This is a genomic window from Kitasatospora sp. NBC_01560, from assembly GCF_045208415.1.
Classification (GTDB): domain Bacteria; phylum Actinomycetota; class Actinomycetes; order Streptomycetales; family Streptomycetaceae; genus Kitasatospora.
On record NZ_CP109364.1, the window covers coordinates 6,229,333 to 6,246,908 of the forward strand.

The following is a 17,576-nucleotide window of genomic DNA, read 5'->3' on the forward strand; positions in this document are numbered from 1 at the left end:
GCCCCGCCGCCGAACCGGCCGCGCCTGCCGAACCGCCCCCGGCCTAGCGGCGCACCGCGTCCAGGGCGAGCAGCGCGACGTGCAGCGAGAGGCAGGACTCGACCTGGTCGAGGTCCACGCCGAGGATCCGCTCGACCTTGTGCAGCCGGTCGTAGAAGGACGGCCGGGACAGGTGCGCGGCGTCGGCCGCCGCGGACTTGTTCCGCCCCTGCTCCAGGTAGATCCGCAGCATCTGCACCAACTGGGCGTTGTGCTCGGCGTCGTGGGCGAGCAGCGGCCCGAGCTCGCGCTCCACGTAGGTCTGCAGCCGGGCGTCGTCGCGCAGCAGGTGCAGCAGGCCGCGCAGCCGGACGTCGGGCAGCCGGTAGTAGGCGGCCGCCCGCCCGCCGGGGGCGTCGTGCAGGGCGGCGTCGGCGACCTGGGTGGCCTCCAGGAGGGTCCGCCGGGCGTCGCGGACCGAGCCGACCGAGGAGCCGACCGCGACCACCGGGGCCGGGGCGGGCGAGGCGTCGCGGTGCGCCTCCGCGGTCAGCCGGCGCAGTGCGGCGGCGAAGGCGTCCAGTGCGGCGTGCTCGTCCTGCTGGGTGCCGAGCGCGATCAGCACGCCCACGCCCTCGTCGTCCAGCGCGCCGACCAGGGCGGACAGCCGGCAACCGCGGACGGCGCCCGCCGCCAGCTCGGTGAAGTCGCGCAGCCGGGCCTGCGCCTCCAGGGCGGCGGGGATCGGCCCGCGGCGCTGCCGCAGCACGACGCCGACCAGCCGCCGGCCCTCCAGCGGCACGCCGAGCGCCTGGGCGCGCAGGGCCACCTCGGAGACGGTCAGCGCGTGGGTGAGGATGCCGGACAGCAGGGTGCGGTGGGTCTGCCGTTCCAGGCTCTCCCGGTCGCGGACCACCAGCCGGTTGAGCGCCAGCGCGGACGCCCCGCGCTCCAGCAGCATGGTGTGCGGGTGGGCGCCGTCCTCCGGCAGCGGGCCCGGGTCCTGCACGAGGACGAGCCGGCCCCAGTCCTGGCCGCGGGCGCCGACCATGGTGACCAGCCAGCCGCTGCGCGGGTCGTGGCCGGTGCGTCCGGCCGGCCGGACCCCGCGTGAGCGGCGCTCCCAGTCCTCCAGCAGTTCGGTCTCGGGCCGGCCGGCGGTCTCGTGCGCCAGCACCTGGTGGGCGAGGTTCTCCAGGACGACCGGCCCGCCGGCCATCCGGGCCACCTGGCGGACCACCTCGGCCGGTTCGGCGCCCTCCACGACCAGCTCGTTGAAGACCTGGTGGACCGCCTCGGAGGTGCGCAGCTGCTCCAGCTGGGCGTTCACGACGAGGGCGTGCACGGCCTCGGTGACGGCGACGAAGCGCAGCTCGCGGCGGAGCGCGATCAGCGGCAGGCCGCGCTGTTCGGCGGCGTGCACCAGGGCCCGCGGCAGCGAGTCGAAGTACCGCCGGCCGAACTCGATGACCAGCCCGGCCACCCCGACCTCGTCCAGCTCGCGCACGTACCGGGCGAGGCCCTCGCGGTCCTCGGGCAGCGCGATCCCGGTGCTCAGCACCAGCTCACCGCCCTGGAGGACGCCGGCGACGTCGGGCAGTTCGCTGATGTGCACCCAGCGCACCGGGCGCTCCAGGTGGTCGGCGCCGGCGACGACCTGGGGGAGGCCGCGCCGCATCACCTCCAGGTCGAGCACACGGGCGACGGTGGGGAGCATCGCTGGCCTCCAGGGTTCAGAGTGTCAGGTAAATCATCCCTCCCGGCGACGACCTGTTGCCCTGCCCGAACCCTTCCACCTTGTAAGGCCCTGCGCGTCGAGGTTGGCGGAGTGAGCCTTGTCACGCCCCGGCGGCAACGGGCATGGTCAGCGGGTCGGCTGTGGCGAAACACGACATCACCGCAGGAATCCGTCGCGTCACCGGAAAGCACCGGCGGAATCCCTTGCCGGGGTACCGCAGGGCTGTCAGGATCGCGCTCCTCGGTGATCCACCGGACGGATTCCCCCGTACCCCGGGCGCGGCGACTCGACCAGCCGTCCGACGTCGGTACGGGCCCCGGCCTGCCGGTACGGGCAGCATGACGGAGACGAACCACCGGCACGCCGCACGGGCAACCGGGCCACGGGCGACCGAACCACCGGCACTTGGAGGAACCAGATGGACCTGACCGATTTCGGCGCGGGCGCGCAGTACATCGCGGGCAGGCAGAGCCGCGGCGAGGGCGAGCCCTTCCAGGTCGTCAACCCCGCCGACGGCAGCGTGGTCGAGCAGGTCGCGCTGGCCTCCACCGGGCAGGTCGACGCCGCGGTGGCCGCCGCCCGGGCCGCGCTGCCCGAGTGGGCCGGCGCCACCCCGGGGGCCCGGTCCGAGGCGCTGACCCGGCTGGCCGCGGTGCTCACCGACGCCGCCGCCGACCTCGCCGCGGTGGAGACCTCGCAGACCGGCAAGCCGGTCAAGCTCGCCACCGAGTTCGACGTCCCCGGCACCATCGACAACACCGCGTTCTTCGCCGGGGCCGCCCGCAGCCTGGAGGGCAAGGCGGCCGGCGAGTACTCCGGCGACCACACCTCGTACGTGCGGCGCGAGCCGATCGGCGTGGTCGGCTCGATCTCGCCGTGGAACTACCCGCTGCAGATGGCGGCCTGGAAGATCCTCCCGGCCATCGCCGCGGGCAACACCATCGTCCTCAAGCCGGCCGAGCTGACCCCGCTCACCTCGCTGATGTTCGCCCGGGCCTGCACCGCGGCCGGCATCCCGGACGGCGTGGTCAACGTCGTCACCGGCGCCGGGCGCACCGCCGGCGAGCACCTCGTCTCCCACCCGGACGTCGCGATGGTCTCGTTCACCGGCTCGACCCCGGTCGGCCGCCGGGTCGCCGAACTCGCCACCGCGACCGTCAAGCGCACCCACCTGGAGCTCGGCGGCAAGGCCCCGTTCGTGGTCTTCGACGACGCCGACCTGGACGCGGCCGTGCACGGCGCCGTCGCCGGCTCGCTGATCAACGGCGGCCAGGACTGCACCGCCGCCACCCGCGCCTACGTGCAGCGCCCGCTGTACGAGGCCTTCGTGGCCGGGGTCGCCGAACTCTTCGCCGCGATCCGGCTCGGCGACCCGCTGAACCCGCGGACCGACCTCGGCCCGCTGGTCTCCTTCACCCACCGCGACCGGGTGGCCGGCTTCGTCGAGCGCGCCCGCTCCTACGCCACCGTGGTCACCGGCGGGCACGCCCCCGCCAAGGGCCACGACGGGACCGACCTCACCCGCGGCGCCTACTACGCCCCCACCCTGGTCACCGGCGCCGCCCAGGACAGCGAGATCGTCCAGGGCGAGATCTTCGGCCCCGTCCTGGTCGTGCTGCCCTTCGACAGCGACGACGAGGGCCTGCGGCTGGCCAACGACACCCCGTACGGCCTCGCCGCCTCCGCCTGGACGAGCAACGTCCACCGCTCGCTGCGGGCCACCCGGGAGATCGCGGCCGGCTGCGTCTGGGTCAACGACCACATCCCGATCATCAGCGAGATGCCGCACGGCGGCTACAAGTCCTCCGGCTACGGCAAGGACATGTCGCAGTACTCGCTGGACGAGTACACCCAGGTCAAGCACGTCATGTTCGACACCACCGCGGTCGCCCGCAAGGACTGGCACCGCACCGTCTTCGGAGACAGATAACCCCCAGCCAGGGGCGCCCCCCACCGCCCCGACCTCTCCCCAGGAGGCCCGTTCCATGGCGTTCAACGAGCTCACCGACGGTCTGCCCGACCCTGTCCGCAAGGCCTGGGAACGCAGTCTGACCACCGGCAGGGCCTCCCTCGGCCGGCGGACGCTGCTGCGCGCCGCCGCCCTCACCGCCGGTGCCGGCACCCTGGCGGCCTGCGGCATCCCGGCCGCCGGGACCGCCGGCACCGGCGACTCCACCGCGAACGCCGCCAAGGACCTCTCGGACAGCGAGAAGGAGGTGAACTTCTCCAACTGGCCGCTCTACGTCGACACCGACGAGAACGACAAGGAGAAGCACGGCAGCCTGGAGGCCTTCACCGCCGCCACCGGCATCAAGGTCAAGTACTCCGAGGACGTCAACGACAACGTCGAGTTCTTCGGCAAGGTCAAACCGCAGCTCGCGGCCGGCCAGGACACCGGCCGCGACCTGATGGTGCTCACCGACTGGATGGCGGCCCGGATGATCCGGCTGGGCTGGGCGCAGAAGCTCACCCCGGCCAACGTCACCACCGCCATCACCAACGTCGACTCCCGCTTCCGCGCCCCCGACTGGGACCCGGGCCGGCTCTACAGCTACCCGTGGGCCGGCATCCAGACCGTCGTCGCCTACAACCGGAAGGCCACCCGGGGGAAGGAGATCACCAGCGTCGCCCAGCTGCTGGAGGACCCGGAGCTCAAGGGCCGGGTCACCTTCCTCTCCGAGATGCGCGACACCGTCGGGATGACCCTGCTGGACATGGGCAAGGACCCGGCGAAGTTCACCGCCGACGACTACGACGCGGCGATCGCCCGGCTGCAGAAGGCCGTCGACAGCAAGCAGATCCGCCGCTTCACCGGCAACGACTACGGCCAGGAGCTCTCCTCCGGGGACATCGCGGCCTGCGTCGCCTGGGGCGGCGACCTGATCCAGCTGCGCGCCGACAACCCGGACATCGAGTTCGTGATCCCGGAGAAGGGCTTCGTCACCGCGACGGACAACATGCTCGTCCCGGCCAAGGCGCAGCACAAGGCCAACGCCGAGAAGCTGATCGACTTCTACTACCGGCCCGAGATCGCGGCGCAGCTGGTCGCGGGCATCGGCTACGTCTCCGCCGTCACCGGGATGCAGGAGGAGCTGGCCACCCTCGCCCCGGACACCGCGGCCAACCCGCTGGTCGTCCCCACCCCCGGGATGGCGGCCAAGGCGCACGTCTTCCGGACCCTCACCGAGACCGAGGAGAGCGGCTTCGAGGAGAAGTTCTCCAAGCTCATCGGCGCCTGACCCCCACTGACGGCAGAGAAACCAGAGAGACACCACCACCCATGACAGAGCAGCAGCGCTCCGCGGCCACCGGCGGCGACGTCCGCCTCACCGGCATCGGCAAGACGTACGGCTCCTTCACCGCCGTCCACCCGCTCGACCTGACCGTCCCGCAGGGCTCCTTCTTCGCCCTGCTCGGCGCCTCCGGCTGCGGCAAGACCACCACCCTGCGCATGATCGCCGGACTGGAGGAGCCCACCAGCGGCACCGTCCTGATCGGCGGCCAGGACGTCACCGCCCTGCCCCCGTACAAGCGGCCGGCGAACACCGTCTTCCAGAGCTACGCCCTCTTCCCGCACCTCGACATCTTCGAGAACGTCGCCTTCGGCCTGCGCCGGCGCGGCCGCAAGGACGTCAAGAAGCAGGTCGACGAGATGCTGGAGCTGGTCGAGCTCGGCCCCTACGCCCGGCGCAAGCCGCACCAGCTCTCCGGCGGCCAGCAGCAGCGCGTCGCCGTCGCCCGCGCGTTGATCAACCACCCGCAGGTCCTGCTCCTGGACGAGCCGCTCGGCGCCCTCGACCTCAAGCTGCGCCGCCAGATGCAGCTGGAGCTCAAGCGGATCCAGACCGAGGTCGGGATCACCTTCGTCCACGTCACCCACGACCAGGAGGAGGCCATGACCATGGCCGACACCATCGCGGTGATGAACGGCGGCCGGGTCGAACAGCTCGGCGCGCCCGCCGACCTCTACGAGAACCCCGCCACCACCTTCGTGGCCAACTTCCTCGGCCAGTCCAACCTGCTGCCCGCCACCGTCACCGGCAGCGACGGCAGTGACCTGCTGCTCACCGCCGGCGGCGCCCGGCTCGCCGTCCCCAGGGCCCGCTGCGCCACCGACGCGACGCACGTCCACCTCGGCGTCCGCCCGGAGAAGATCACCATCGAGCACAGCTCCGCCGAGGTCGCCGACGGGCGCAACAAGCTGGCCGGCACCGTCGTCGACTCCAGCTTCATCGGCGTCTCCACCCAGTACCTGGTGCGCACCGACGGCGGCCAGGAGCTGACCGTCTTCGAGCAGAACATGGAGCGCGACGCCCGGATCGTCCCCGGCGCACCCGTCCTCCTGCACTGGAACCCGGCGCACTCCTTCGCCCTGGACGCCGCACAGGCGATCGACGCGGGCACCGGGGAGGAGGCGGCATGACCACCACCACCGAGGCGGCGCCGCCGGAGGTCATACCGCTCGCGGCAGCGGCCCCGAAGGCCCGGCGCAAGCTCACCCCGTACTGGCTGCTGCTGCCCGGCATCGCCTGGCTCGTCGTCTTCTTCGCCGTGCCGATGCTCTACCAGGGCTCGACCTCGCTGCAGACCGGCACGCTGGAGGAGGGCTTCCGCGTCACCTGGCACTTCGCCACCTACTGGGACGCGCTGGTCGAGTACCGCTGGCACTTCGTCCGCTCGTTCGGCTACGCCGCCACCGCGACCGTGATGTGCCTGGCGATCGGCTACCCGCTCGCCTACACGATCGCCTTCAAGGCGGGCAAGCGCTGGCGCAACGTCATCCTGATCCTGGTGATCGCACCGTTCTTCACCAGCTTCCTGATCCGCACGCTGGCCTGGAAGACCATCCTCTCGGACGGCGGCCCGGTGGTCGGCGCGCTCAACGCGCTGCACGTCCTGGACGTCACCAGCGCGATCGGCCTCACCTCCGGCGACCGGGTGCTGGCCACGCCGCTCGCGGTGGTCTGCGGCCTCACCTACAACTTCCTGCCGTTCATGATCCTTCCGCTGTACACCTCGCTGGAGCGGATCGACCCGCGCCTGCACGAGGCGGCCGGCGACCTCTACGCCCGCCCCTTCACCACCTTCCGCAAGGTGACCTTCCCGATCTCGCTGCCCGGCGTCGTCGCCGGCACGCTGCTCACCTTCATCCCGGCGTCCGGCGACTACATCAACGCCCAGCTGCTGGGCTCGCCGAGCGAGCAGATGGTCGGCAACGGCATCCAGAAGCAGTTCCTGAACGTGCTGGACTACCCCACGGCGGCCGCGTTGAGCTTCATCCTGATGGCCCTGATCCTGGGCATGGTGACGGTCTACATGCGCAAGGCCGGGACGGAGGAACTGGTCTGATGTCCCGCATCCTCACCTGGGTCCGCGCCCACCTGGTGGTCCTGGCCGGCCTGCTGGCCCTCGCCTACCTGGTGCTGCCCAACCTCGTCGTACTGGCCTTCTCGTTCAACAAGCCGGCCGGCAAGTTCAACTACGAGTGGAACGAGTTCTCCACCGACGCCTGGACCGACCCCTGCGGCGTCGCCGACATGTGCCAGTCGCTCTCGCTGAGCCTCCAGGTCGCGGTGCTCGCGACCATCGGCGCCACCGTGCTCGGCACCATGGTCGCCTTCGCGCTGGCCCGCTACCGCTTCCGCGGCCGGTCGGCCACCACCGCGATGATCTTCCTGCCGATGGCCATGCCCGAGGTGGTGATGGCCGCCTCGCTCGGCACCCTCTTCCTCAACATGCGCATCCCGTTCGGCTTCACCACCATCCTCATCGCGCACATCATGTTCTGCCTCAGCTTCGTCGTGACGGCGGTCAAGGCACGTGTGATGAGCATGGACCCGAGGCTCGAACAGGCCGCCCAGGACCTCTACGCGACCCCCGTGCAGACCTTCCTGCGGGTCACCCTGCCGCTCGCCGCCCCCGGCATCGCCGCCGGTGCGCTGCTCAGCTTCGCGCTCTCCTTCGACGACTTCATCATCACCCAGTTCAACTCGGGCCCGACCACGGTCACCTTCCCGATGTTCGTCTGGGGCGCCTCGCAGCGCGGCATCCCCGTGCAGGTGAACGTCATCGGCACCGCGATGTTCATCGCCGCCGTCGTGCTGACGGTGGCCGGCCAGTGGCTCGGAAACCGCCGCAAGGCCACCGCCTGACCGCCCGGGCCGCCTCCCGGGCATACCGTCGGGAGGCGGCCCCACCACCACCATCGATGTGCAGAAAGTGGCTGATAATGCATGGACTCCGCCCGCGCGCTCAGTGACGCCAGGCCCACCCCCTTCTGGCTGGAGGACCCGGGCCGGCCGGAGGCGCTGTCCGCCCTGGTCGGTGACGTCAAGTGCGACCTGCTGGTCGTCGGCGGCGGCTACTCCGGCCTCTGGACCGCCCTCATCGCCAAGGAACGCGACCCCTCGCTCGACGTCGTCCTGGTCGAGGGCAACGAGGTGGGCTGGGCCGCGTCCGGGCGCAACGGCGGCTTCTGCGCGGCGAGCCTGACCCACGGCTTCGGCAACGGCCTCCAGCGCTGGCCCACCGAACTCGCCCAGCTGGAACGCCTCGGCGCCGCCAACCTGGACGGCATCGAGGCCACCCTGAAGCGGTACGGCATCGACGCCGAGTGGGAGCGCACCGGCGAGATCGACGTCGCCACCCAGCCCCACCAGGTCGAGGAACTGCACGAGATCGCCGAGGCCGTCTCCCGGTACGGCCTCGACATCACCGTCCTCGACGCCGACGCGCTGCGCGCCGAGGTCGACTCGCCGACCTTCCTCGGCGGGCTCTGGGACAAGGAGGGCGTGGCGATGGTCCACCCCGCCAAGCTCGCCTGGGGCCTCAAGGACGCCTGCCTGGGCCAGGGCGTACGGATCTTCGAGTACACCCGCGCCCTGGACCTGCGCGAGTACGGCAGCGGCATGGCCGTCCGCACCCCCTACGGCCGGGTCTTCGCCCGTCGCGTCGCGCTCGGCACCAACGTGTTCCCGTCCCTGGTCAAGCGGGTCCGCCCGTACGTCGTCCCGGTGTACGACTACGCGCTGATGACCGAGCCGCTCAACGCCGAACAGCTCGCCGCGATCGGCTGGCGCGGCCGGCAGGGGCTCGGCGACAGCGCCAACAAGTTCCACTACTTCCGGCTCTCCGCGGACAACCGGATCCTGTGGGGCGGCTACGACGCGGTCTACCACTACGGCGGGCGCGTCCGGAACGAGTACGACCAGCGGCCGGAGACCTTCCGGACCCTGGCGCACAACTTCTTCCGCTGCTTCCCCCAGCTGGAGGGGCTGCGCTTCACCCACGCCTGGGGCGGCGCGATCGACACCTGCAGCCGGTTCTCGGCGTTCTTCGACACCGCCCACCGCGGCCGGGTCGCCTACGCGACCGGCTACACCGGGCTCGGGGTCGGCGCCACCCGCTTCGGCGCCGAGGTCATGCTCGACCTGCTGGACGGTGCCCGGACCGAGCGCACCTCGCTGGAGATGGTGCGCAGCAAGCCGCTGCCGTTCCCGCCCGAGCCGGTCCGCTGGGCCGGGATCGAGATCACCACCCGCTCGCTCGACTACGCCGACCGCCACGGCGGCCGGCGCAACCTCTGGCTGCGCACCCTCGACCGGCTGGGGCTCGGCTTCGACAGCTGACCCGTACCGCTCCGCCCGCCCGGGGGCCCGCGTGGGTGCCCGGGCGGGCCGGTGACCGCTCCGGTGATCGCACCGGCGGGGTAGCGGGATCGCGCCACTCGCGTACGTGACCCCGCTACCCGTGTAAGAGAGACCCGCCGTCCGCCTCTCGTTGGTGACGGCGGGTCTCGGTGCCCGTCGCGCCACGACCAGCAGCGTCGAGAAGCGTCGAGAAGCGGGGACACCACATGGAGATCACCGGACTGCACTGGCTCGCCGAGGCGGCGCCGGACCCGGAGTCCTTCCGGGACCAGTGGGAACGCACCGGCCTCGGCCTGATGCTGCTGCCCGCCGGCCGGCGCTGGGACGTCCTCTCGGTGCCCGGCCGGCTGGGCCGCCCGGTCATCGACATCCTGGACACACGTTCGTGCGGGCCCGTCCTCACCGATTTCGGCGGTGAGAGCGTGGGATTCCTGGTACCGGTCGGCACGGCCGCCCGCTGGGTCGGCACCGGTGTGCGGACCGCGGGCGAGGGCACCTGGATCGTCGTCCCGCACCCCGACCGGCGCAGCCGCGGGGTGAGCTGGCTCGTCCCTCCCGACGGCTCCGGGCGGCTCAACGACCCGGTCCTGCTGGAGCTCGCCCTGCACGAGGCCGCGGCGCGGCTCACCGACTGGTGAGCGCGGGCCCGGCCCGGCGGGCGGGGGCGGGGTGGCCACGCCGGCGGGGGAGCGGGTGCGTCGGCCGGAGTCGCGTCGTGGTCGGGCCGGGTCAGACTGGAAGCGTGACCACCGCCCCGGACGCCCTCGACGCCCACCTCCGCCCGGGCCCGGCCCAGCTGCGGCTCGCCGAGCCCGCCGTCCCCGTCTGCGACCGGTACGGGCTCGCGCTCGCCGGCGGCCACGCGCTGCGCGCGCACGGCGTGCCGGCCTGCGCACAGGACGGCCTCACCCTGGTGACCAGCGGCAGCACCGACCTGCCCGCGGCCGCAGCCGAGCTGACCGCCGCCTACCGGGCCGCCGGCGGCGGGGTCGCCGAACGCCCGGGCGCACCGCGGCTGGAGCAGCTCTCCGTCCGGCTGACCCTGGGCGGGCGGACGCACACGGTGGAGCTGCGCAAGGAGCCGCTCAACCACCGCCCCGTGCGCGTGGAGCTCGGCCCGCCCGCTCCCGGGGCGGCGTCGCTGACCATGACGGCCGTCGCCCTGGAGGACGCGGCCGCCCTGGCGACCGCGCTGCTCGCCGACCGGGGGCTGCCCCGCGACCTGATCGACGTGCACGCCCTGACCGCCTGGTACCGGGAGGGCGAGCTGCTCGCGCTGGCCACGGCACTGGACGCGGACTTCCAGCCCACCCTGCTCGCCGACCGGCTGGAGACGCTGGCCGACGCCGCCGACGGACGGTTCCGCGCCCGGGGTCTCGCCGCCGGCGCGGTCGACGGTACGAAGCGGTGGGCGCTGGCCTGGGCACAGGACCTGCGGCTGGACCTGCTGGAGACGCAGGAGGCCGCGGACGGACTGCACGACCCGTACCTGGAGGACGTCGAGGACGCCGCGGACGCCGCGGACCTGGAGGCCACCCGGGACACCGCGGACGTCGCGGACGCCGAGGGCGTCGCGGGCGTCCGGGATCTCGACGGTCGGTGACGCGGGCCGGTGACGCGGGTCCGGAGTGATGCTCGGCGGGGGCCCGGAGCGTGGCACTCGCCCGTTCGGCCGATCGGTCCGACGACCTGTAAGGCTGAATCCCGGATCCCCGTCAGCCTGTTCGTTGAGCCTCGCGGCGGCGGCGACCAGACTGGGTGATGAGCGCGGTAGCCCCGTGATCCCGTCGCCCGGCCCACTCGCGGGCGGCGCCAGACAAGGGACCGGCGGCAGGACGCCGCCCGGGACTTCGGAGGCAGAGGGACTTGAGCAAGCACATCATCCACTGGATCGGCGGCGCGCCGGTCGCCACCGCCGGCGCCGCTCCCCGCCGCGGTGACATCTTCGACCCGGCCACCGGCCAGGTCGCGGGCCACGTCGACTTCGCGGAGATCGCCGAGGTCGACCAGGCCGTCTCCGCCGCCGCGTCGGCCTTCACCGACTGGCGCAACGCCTCGGTGGCCAAGCGCAGCACCGTCCTCTTCAGCTTCCGCGAGCTGCTCAACGCCCGCCGCGACGAGCTGGCCGCGATCATCGTCGCCGAGCACGGCAAGGTGCACTCCGACGCGCTCGGCGAGATCGCCCGCGGCCTGGAGGTCGTCGAGTACGCCTGCGGCATCCCGCAGCTCCTCAAGGGCGGCTTCACCGAGCAGGCCTCGACCGGCGTCGACGTCTACTCGATCCGCCAGCCGCTCGGCCCGGTCGCGATCATCTCGCCGTTCAACTTCCCGGCCATGGTGCCGATGTGGTTCTTCCCGATCGCCATCGCGGCCGGCAACACCGTCGTGCTGAAGCCCTCGGAGAAGGACCCGTCCGCCGCCAACTTCCTGGCCGAGCTGTGGAAGGAGGCCGGGCTGCCGGACGGCGTCTTCAACGTCGTGCACGGCGACAAGGCCGCGGTCGACCGCCTGCTGGAACACCCCGACATCAAGTCGGTCAGCTTCGTCGGCTCCACTCCGATCGCCCGCTACGTCTACGAGACCGGTACCCGCTACGGCAAGCGCGTGCAGGCCCTCGGCGGCGCCAAGAACCACATGCTGGTCCTGCCCGACGCGGACCTCGACCTGAGCGCCGACGCCGCGATCAACGCCGGCTTCGGCGCGGCCGGCGAGCGCTGCATGGCCGTCTCGGTGCTGGTTGCCGTCGACCCGATCGGCGACGAGCTGGTCGACAAGATCAAGCAGCGGATGGCCACCCTGAAGGTCGGCCCCGGCTGCAACGGCGAGTCCGAGATGGGTCCGCTGGTCACCGGCCAGCACCGGGACAAGGTGACCTCCTACGTGGAGTCCGGCGTCGCCGACGGTGCCGAGCTCGCCGTCGACGGCCGCAAGCACCCGATCACCGCCGAGGACCGCAACGGCGCCCCGACCACGGACGGCTTCTGGCTCGGCCCCACGCTGTTCGACCACGTGAAGCCCGGCATGTCCGTCTACAACGACGAGATCTTCGGTCCGGTGCTGTCGGTCGTGCGCGTCGCCTCGTACGAGGAGGGCCTGGAGCTGATCAACGCCAACCCGTACGGCAACGGCACCGCCATCTTCACCAACGACGGCGGCGCGGCCCGGCGCTTCCAGTACGAGGTGGAGGTCGGCATGGTCGGCATCAACGTGCCGATCCCGGTGCCGGTGGCCTACTACTCCTTCGGCGGCTGGAAGGCCTCGCTGTTCGGCGACACCCACGCGTACGGCCCGGACGGCGTTCAGTTCTTCACCCGCGGCAAGGCCGTCACCCAGCGCTGGCTCGACCCGTCGCACGGTGGAATCAACCTGGGCTTCCCGACCAACAGCTGACCGGCGGGGTCGGGCCGCCGGCCCGCCTTGGCTTGGCTCGGCTCGGCTCGGCTCGGCCCGGCCCGGAACGTCGAACGGCCGGACCCCTCTCCCCGGGGTCCGGCCGTTCGACGTTCGTGCCGTCGCGCTGTCGTGCTCGCGCGCCGGCTACCGGGCCGCGCCGCCGAGGTCGGCCTCGCGGCCCACCTCGCGGCCCACCTCGCGCCGGAGCTTGGCCCGGACCGCCCGCGACACCACCGGCCCGAGACCGTCCACCACCTCGACCAGTGCGCCCAATCGGTCCAGCGCCGAGAACGCCCCGGCCGCTCCCCGCGGGTCCACCCCTTCGTACAGCTCCAGCCCGACGAAACCCGCGGCCACCGCCCGCGCCAGATTCGGCAGATCGAGGAACTCGCCGAGCGGATGCCCCGCGTAGAGCCGCTCCAGCACCCGCCGGAGCTCGTCCGTCCACAACTGCAGCGCGGCGGCCGTCGCCTCCGCCAACTGGGGCTGGCCCGTCGAACCGGCCAGGAACTGCCCGATCAAGGCGACGTTCCCCGCGGCCCGTTCCTCCTCGTGCAGGCGCTGCCCGAGACTGAGCAGCTCGCGCAGTGAGCCCGCGGCCTCGAAAGCCGGCCGGTACCGGTCCAGCCGCAGCCCGGTCTCGCGGAGCGCGGCTGCGGCGAGCAGCCCCTCCACCGTCTTGAAGTGGTAGAACACCAGCGCCTGGTTGGCCCCGATCTCCCCGGCGATGGTGCGGGCCGACACCCCCGCGATCCCTTGCCGCTTGAGCGCGCTGATGGCAGCCTCCATCAGCCGCTCACGTGTGTCGCTCATGCCTGGCAGCGTAGCGGCCCGGCACCGCCACCAGTGCGACGGTGCCGAACGCTCACATCCGGACGGATTCCCGGACGGGACGGACGTGGTTCGGAATTCCCTCCGGGCCGACCCGCGGATACTCCGTGGTGAACCACCCCTGGTAGCCCGTCACCAGGCCGGCCAGCGGATTGACCACCCGGACCTGGATCCGGAACCGGCCGGTGTCCTCGTCGAACCACTCGTGCAGATCCGCGCGGCCCGTCAGTGCGGCCGGCCAGCGCGGCGACCCGGGGCAGCCGGACACCCGCTGCTCACCGGAGCCGATCACCAGCCCACCGCGCCCGGTGACCCGCAGATGGAGGTCCACGGCCAGGTTCTGGTGCGTCCCGAGGAAGTCGACGATCGTCCCGGGCCGCTGCGGGCCGGCCACCATCGTCGCGTCGAAACGGCGGGGGCGGGTGAACTGGAACGTCCGGACGAAGGTGACCGTCTCCCGGCCGAAGCCGTCCCGGTAGGCGTAGTTGGCGATGGTGAACGGGACGTCGCGGCCCTGCTCCGGGAAGAGGATGTTCTGACGACTCCCGACCCGGAGGAACGGGCTGAGCCACCGCGCGCCCTGCCGGACGCGCTCCATCCGGCCGGTGCCGATGCAGGCGATGCCGTCCTCGGAGGAGAAGCCGAAGCGTTCTTGCATCGCGGGGTGGAGGCGCTCGAAGTCGGCCCCCAGGGCCTCGCTGAAGATCGACCGTCCGGCGCGGGCAGATGCGGTGGTGCGACCGGGGGCGGCGGCGATCGAGGGTGCGGTGCTGCTCGCGGATGCTTGGGCGAGGGTCACGGATTCTCCAGAGTGGTGAGCAGGCGCGGCGGGCGGGGCCTGCGCCCCAGGGCCTTCCTGCCGGCGGTGTCCCTGGCAGGCTTCCTGGCACAGCGCCGGGCGGCAGGGGTGAGCGGTGACGGCGGTACGAGTGCGAGGAGCAGCAGAACCGCCCCGCCGGTGAGTGCTCCCACGGCCACCCCGGTCCGGCCGGCCGTGAGGAACGCGGCGGCTGCGGCAACAGCGAGCCGCACGCTGGTCTCGGCCGCGGCATGAAGGAGAGCGCGTTCGGGTGCGACCCCGCGCTCGGCCCAGAGCCGCAGGCGGTCGAACGACCAGGCGGTGAGCCACCCGACGAAAGGCCGCACGAAACAGCGGTCCAGCGCGGTACCACCTGGCCACCGCCAGGACCGGTAGTCGTAGCCGGTGACGAAAAGGACCGTCCCGTCCGAGGCCGAATCGGCCGGCGTGTAGCGCCAGTAGCCACTGCCTTCCTGAAGCGGCGAGAGCGCATGGTCGGAGCGGAACCGCAGCGCGCTGATGCGTGACCCGTCGGGCCGGCGCCGTTCGGCCGCGGTCACGCCGGTACCCCGGAGCGCCGGACCGCACGGCAGTCCGAGCAGGTAGCGAAAGCGCACCACGGGGGTGGCCGCCACCTCCCCGCTCTGCGCCGACGCATCGGCCGCGTACGTGATCCGGGTGAAGCGTGCGTCCCAGCGCTGGTGCTCGTGCGGTATCTGGGTGAGGTCCCAGATCAGGTCCATCGGCGCGCGGATCCGCGCCTCGACGTAGATCGGCCCGGCCGACCGCCTGGTAGCAGGCATAGGTGCCCCCTGAGCGAGAGTTTGAGCGACTGCTCAACTTCCGATGGCCGCCATGATGGCAGAGTTTTGAGCGACTGCTCAAGAGAGTGGCCGGAGGCCGCGGGCGAGCCGATCGACAGGGCTCGTAGGGCGAGGGCGGGTCACGGCCGGCCGGTGGGCCGGGGCGGTGCTGTGGGCGTTTGCACCACCCGGCAGATCGGCGTAGTGTTGACTGGTCGCTCGGCAGGGAGCACCGGACACGCATCGGCGCGGACGGTCCCGGGGCGGCCAATCTCTGGAAACACTCACTTCCCGGTTCGAACTGGGTCGCGTTTTGCTTTTTCGGCGTCGCGGCTCGGGTCTTATTTGGCGTGCGCGTTTATATGGGTTGCGGTCGGATTCGCCTTTCGGGGCGGGGATCGGCTAGAGTTTGAAACGTCGGACGGGGCATCAAGCCGCAGAAGACAGCAGCGATTTGGATGAAGGAAGCGCCGGAAACGGCACGGAAAACATCTGATAAGCTGGAAACACGAAAGAACGAAGCGCCCGGAGGGCCGGTGTGAAAGCCGCCTGAAGGAAGTGTCCGTTCCTTGAGAACTCAACAGCGTGCCAAAAGTCAACGCCAGATATGTTGACATCCCCGGCCTCGATCATTTGATCGGGGTTGGAGATTCCTTTTGAAGTAAAACACTAGCGAGGACGCAGTGCGCGGGGCCGCCCTATTCCGGTGGTTGCCGTGCCGCTCGACGCGAGTGCAGCTCGACGGCTTTTCATTAAGCACTGTCGAGAAGACATTCACGGAGAGTTTGATCCTGGCTCAGGACGAACGCTGGCGGCGTGCTTAACACATGCAAGTCGAACGGTGAAGCCCTTCGGGGTGGATCAGTGGCGAACGGGTGAGTAACACGTGGGCAATCTGCCCTGCACTCTGGGACAAGCCCTGGAAACGGGGTCTAATACCGGATATGACCACGGTCCGCATGGACTGTGGTGTAAAGCTCCGGCGGTGCAGGATGAGCCCGCGGCCTATCAGCTTGTTGGTGGGGTAATGGCCTACCAAGGCGACGACGGGTAGCCGGCCTGAGAGGGCGACCGGCCACACTGGGACTGAGACACGGCCCAGACTCCTACGGGAGGCAGCAGTGGGGAATATTGCACAATGGGCGAAAGCCTGATGCAGCGACGCCGCGTGAGGGATGACGGCCTTCGGGTTGTAAACCTCTTTCAGCAGGGAAGAAGCGCAAGTGACGGTACCTGCAGAAGAAGCACCGGCTAACTACGTGCCAGCAGCCGCGGTAATACGTAGGGTGCGAGCGTTGTCCGGAATTATTGGGCGTAAAGAGCTCGTAGGCGGCCTGTCGCGTCGGATGTGAAAGCCCGGGGCTTAACCCCGGGTCTGCATTCGATACGGGCAGGCTAGAGTGTGGTAGGGGAGATCGGAATTCCTGGTGTAGCGGTGAAATGCGCAGATATCAGGAGGAACACCGGTGGCGAAGGCGGATCTCTGGGCCATTACTGACGCTGAGGAGCGAAAGCGTGGGGAGCGAACAGGATTAGATACCCTGGTAGTCCACGCCGTAAACGTTGGGAACTAGGTGTTGGCGACATTCCACGTCGTCGGTGCCGCAGCTAACGCATTAAGTTCCCCGCCTGGGGAGTACGGCCGCAAGGCTAAAACTCAAAGGAATTGACGGGGGCCCGCACAAGCAGCGGAGCATGTGGCTTAATTCGACGCAACGCGAAGAACCTTACCAAGGCTTGACATATGCCGGAAACGGCCAGAGATGGTCGCCCCCTTGTGGTCGGTATACAGGTGGTGCATGGTTGTCGTCAGCTCGTGTCGTGAGATGTTGGGTTAAGTCCCGCAACGAGCGCAACCCTTGTTCTGTGTTGCCAGCATGCCTTTCGGGGTGATGGGGACTCACAGGAGACTGCCGGGGTCAACTCGGAGGAAGGTGGGGACGACGTCAAATCATCATGCCCCTTATGTCTTGGGCTGCACACGTGCTACAATGGTCGGTACAAAGGGCTGCGATGCCGCGAGGCGGAGCGAATCCCAAAAAGCCGGCCTCAGTTCGGATTGGGGTCTGCAACTCGACCCCATGAAGTTGGAGTTGCTAGTAATCGCAGATCAGCATGCTGCGGTGAATACGTTCCCGGGCCTTGTACACACCGCCCGTCACGTCACGAAAGTCGGTAACACCCGAAGCCGGTGGCCTAACCCGTAAGGGGAGGAGCCGTCGAAGGTGGGACCAGCGATTGGGACGAAGTCGTAACAAGGTAGCCGTACCGGAAGGTGCGGCTGGATCACCTCCTTTCTAAGGAGCACATGGCCGCTTGCAGGCGAATGTTCTGCACGGTCGCTCATGGGTGGAACGTTGACTATTCGGCACAGGAAGAGACTG

The 17,576-nt window shown here is 70.7% G+C and carries 13 protein-coding genes and 1 rRNA gene; 10 read left to right on the top strand and 4 right to left on the bottom strand.

Annotated elements, in window-relative coordinates; translation table 11 throughout:
- Positions 1-43: 43 nt before the first annotated feature.
- On the bottom strand, positions 44-1,696 hold the full coding sequence (locus OH807_RS27185; protein WP_406203578.1) for a PucR family transcriptional regulator: 1,653 nt from the start codon (positions 1,694-1,696) through the stop codon (positions 44-46).
- A gap of 439 nt (positions 1,697-2,135) precedes the next feature.
- On the opposite strand from OH807_RS27185, the gene OH807_RS27190 reads away from it, so the two are divergent.
- The 9 genes from OH807_RS27190 to OH807_RS27230 all read left to right on the top strand — a co-directional run bounded on the left by OH807_RS27190 (position 2,136) and on the right by OH807_RS27230 (position 12,756).
- On the top strand, positions 2,136-3,647 hold the full coding sequence (locus tag OH807_RS27190; RefSeq protein WP_406203581.1) for a gamma-aminobutyraldehyde dehydrogenase: 1,512 nt from the start codon (positions 2,136-2,138) through the stop codon (positions 3,645-3,647).
- Positions 3,648-3,702: 55 nt separating this feature from the next.
- Complete coding sequence (locus OH807_RS27195) at positions 3,703-4,956, top strand: spermidine/putrescine ABC transporter substrate-binding protein (RefSeq protein ID WP_406203583.1); 1,254 nt, start codon at positions 3,703-3,705, stop codon at positions 4,954-4,956.
- Between the two features lie 41 nt (positions 4,957-4,997).
- Positions 4,998-6,140, top strand: a complete 1,143-nt coding sequence (locus tag OH807_RS27200; protein ID WP_406203586.1) for an ABC transporter ATP-binding protein — start codon at positions 4,998-5,000, stop codon at positions 6,138-6,140.
- Positions 6,137-7,066 (top strand): ABC transporter permease, encoded by a 930-nt coding sequence (locus OH807_RS27205; protein WP_406203589.1) that lies wholly within the window; start codon positions 6,137-6,139, stop codon positions 7,064-7,066. Before OH807_RS27200 ends, OH807_RS27205 begins: the two co-directional genes overlap by 4 nt.
- Positions 7,066-7,869, top strand: coding sequence for an ABC transporter permease (locus OH807_RS27210; protein WP_406203592.1), 804 nt, complete (start codon positions 7,066-7,068; stop codon positions 7,867-7,869). The genes OH807_RS27205 and OH807_RS27210 overlap by 1 nt, the downstream gene beginning before the upstream one ends.
- A gap of 81 nt (positions 7,870-7,950) precedes the next feature.
- On the top strand, positions 7,951-9,345 hold the full coding sequence (locus tag OH807_RS27215) for an NAD(P)/FAD-dependent oxidoreductase (protein ID WP_406203595.1): 1,395 nt from the start codon (positions 7,951-7,953) through the stop codon (positions 9,343-9,345).
- 227 nt (positions 9,346-9,572) lie between these two features.
- Positions 9,573-10,004 carry a hypothetical protein gene (locus OH807_RS27220; RefSeq protein ID WP_406203598.1) on the top strand — a complete coding sequence of 144 codons (432 nt, stop codon included), beginning with the start codon at positions 9,573-9,575 and terminating at the stop codon, positions 10,002-10,004.
- A gap of 104 nt (positions 10,005-10,108) precedes the next feature.
- Positions 10,109-10,969 carry a hypothetical protein gene (locus tag OH807_RS27225; RefSeq protein WP_406203601.1) on the top strand — a complete coding sequence of 287 codons (861 nt, stop codon included), beginning with the start codon at positions 10,109-10,111 and terminating at the stop codon, positions 10,967-10,969.
- A 263-nt stretch (positions 10,970-11,232) separates the two neighbouring features.
- The gene (locus tag OH807_RS27230) at positions 11,233-12,756 is read left to right on the top strand and encodes a CoA-acylating methylmalonate-semialdehyde dehydrogenase (protein ID WP_406203604.1); all 1,524 of its coding nucleotides are present in this window, start codon (positions 11,233-11,235) and stop codon (positions 12,754-12,756) included.
- A 147-nt stretch (positions 12,757-12,903) separates the two neighbouring features.
- Here OH807_RS27230 and OH807_RS27235 read toward each other — a convergent pair whose 3' ends face one another.
- From OH807_RS27235 to OH807_RS27245, 3 genes are read right to left on the bottom strand one after another with little or no spacing between them, the layout of a single operon-like run.
- Entirely contained in the window at positions 12,904-13,572 is a 669-nt protein-coding gene (locus tag OH807_RS27235; RefSeq protein ID WP_406203607.1) for a TetR/AcrR family transcriptional regulator, read from the bottom strand.
- Between the two features lie 52 nt (positions 13,573-13,624).
- The gene (locus OH807_RS27240) at positions 13,625-14,389 is read right to left on the bottom strand and encodes a DUF4166 domain-containing protein (protein ID WP_406203610.1); all 765 of its coding nucleotides are present in this window, start codon (positions 14,387-14,389) and stop codon (positions 13,625-13,627) included.
- Positions 14,386-15,192: a hypothetical protein gene (locus OH807_RS27245; RefSeq protein WP_406203613.1), complete on the bottom strand. Its 807-nt coding sequence runs from the start codon at positions 15,190-15,192 to the stop codon at positions 14,386-14,388. Before OH807_RS27245 ends, OH807_RS27240 begins: the two co-directional genes overlap by 4 nt.
- Before the next feature lie 773 nt (positions 15,193-15,965).
- Between OH807_RS27245 and OH807_RS27250 the strand changes: the two genes are divergently transcribed.
- A 16S ribosomal RNA gene (locus OH807_RS27250) occupies positions 15,966-17,489 on the top strand.
- The last annotated feature ends 87 nt before the right edge of the window (positions 17,490-17,576 follow it).

Excerpts from the sequence above, each read along its gene's own strand:
- OH807_RS27185 (WP_406203578.1), bottom strand. The coding sequence starts at position 1,696 with ATGCTCCCCACCGTCGCCCGTGTGCTCGACCTGGAGGTGATGCGGCGC.
- OH807_RS27190 (WP_406203581.1), top strand. The coding sequence starts at position 2,136 with ATGGACCTGACCGATTTCGGCGCGGGCGCGCAGTACATCGCGGGCAGG.
- OH807_RS27195 (WP_406203583.1), top strand. The coding sequence starts at position 3,703 with ATGGCGTTCAACGAGCTCACCGACGGTCTGCCCGACCCTGTCCGCAAG.
- OH807_RS27200 (WP_406203586.1), top strand. The coding sequence starts at position 4,998 with ATGACAGAGCAGCAGCGCTCCGCGGCCACCGGCGGCGACGTCCGCCTC.
- OH807_RS27205 (WP_406203589.1), top strand. The coding sequence starts at position 6,137 with ATGACCACCACCACCGAGGCGGCGCCGCCGGAGGTCATACCGCTCGCG.
- OH807_RS27210 (WP_406203592.1), top strand. The coding sequence starts at position 7,066 with ATGTCCCGCATCCTCACCTGGGTCCGCGCCCACCTGGTGGTCCTGGCC.
- OH807_RS27215 (WP_406203595.1), top strand. The coding sequence starts at position 7,951 with ATGGACTCCGCCCGCGCGCTCAGTGACGCCAGGCCCACCCCCTTCTGG.
- OH807_RS27220 (WP_406203598.1), top strand. The coding sequence starts at position 9,573 with ATGGAGATCACCGGACTGCACTGGCTCGCCGAGGCGGCGCCGGACCCG.
- OH807_RS27235 (WP_406203607.1), bottom strand. The coding sequence starts at position 13,572 with ATGAGCGACACACGTGAGCGGCTGATGGAGGCTGCCATCAGCGCGCTC.
- OH807_RS27245 (WP_406203613.1), bottom strand. The coding sequence starts at position 15,192 with ATGCCTGCTACCAGGCGGTCGGCCGGGCCGATCTACGTCGAGGCGCGG.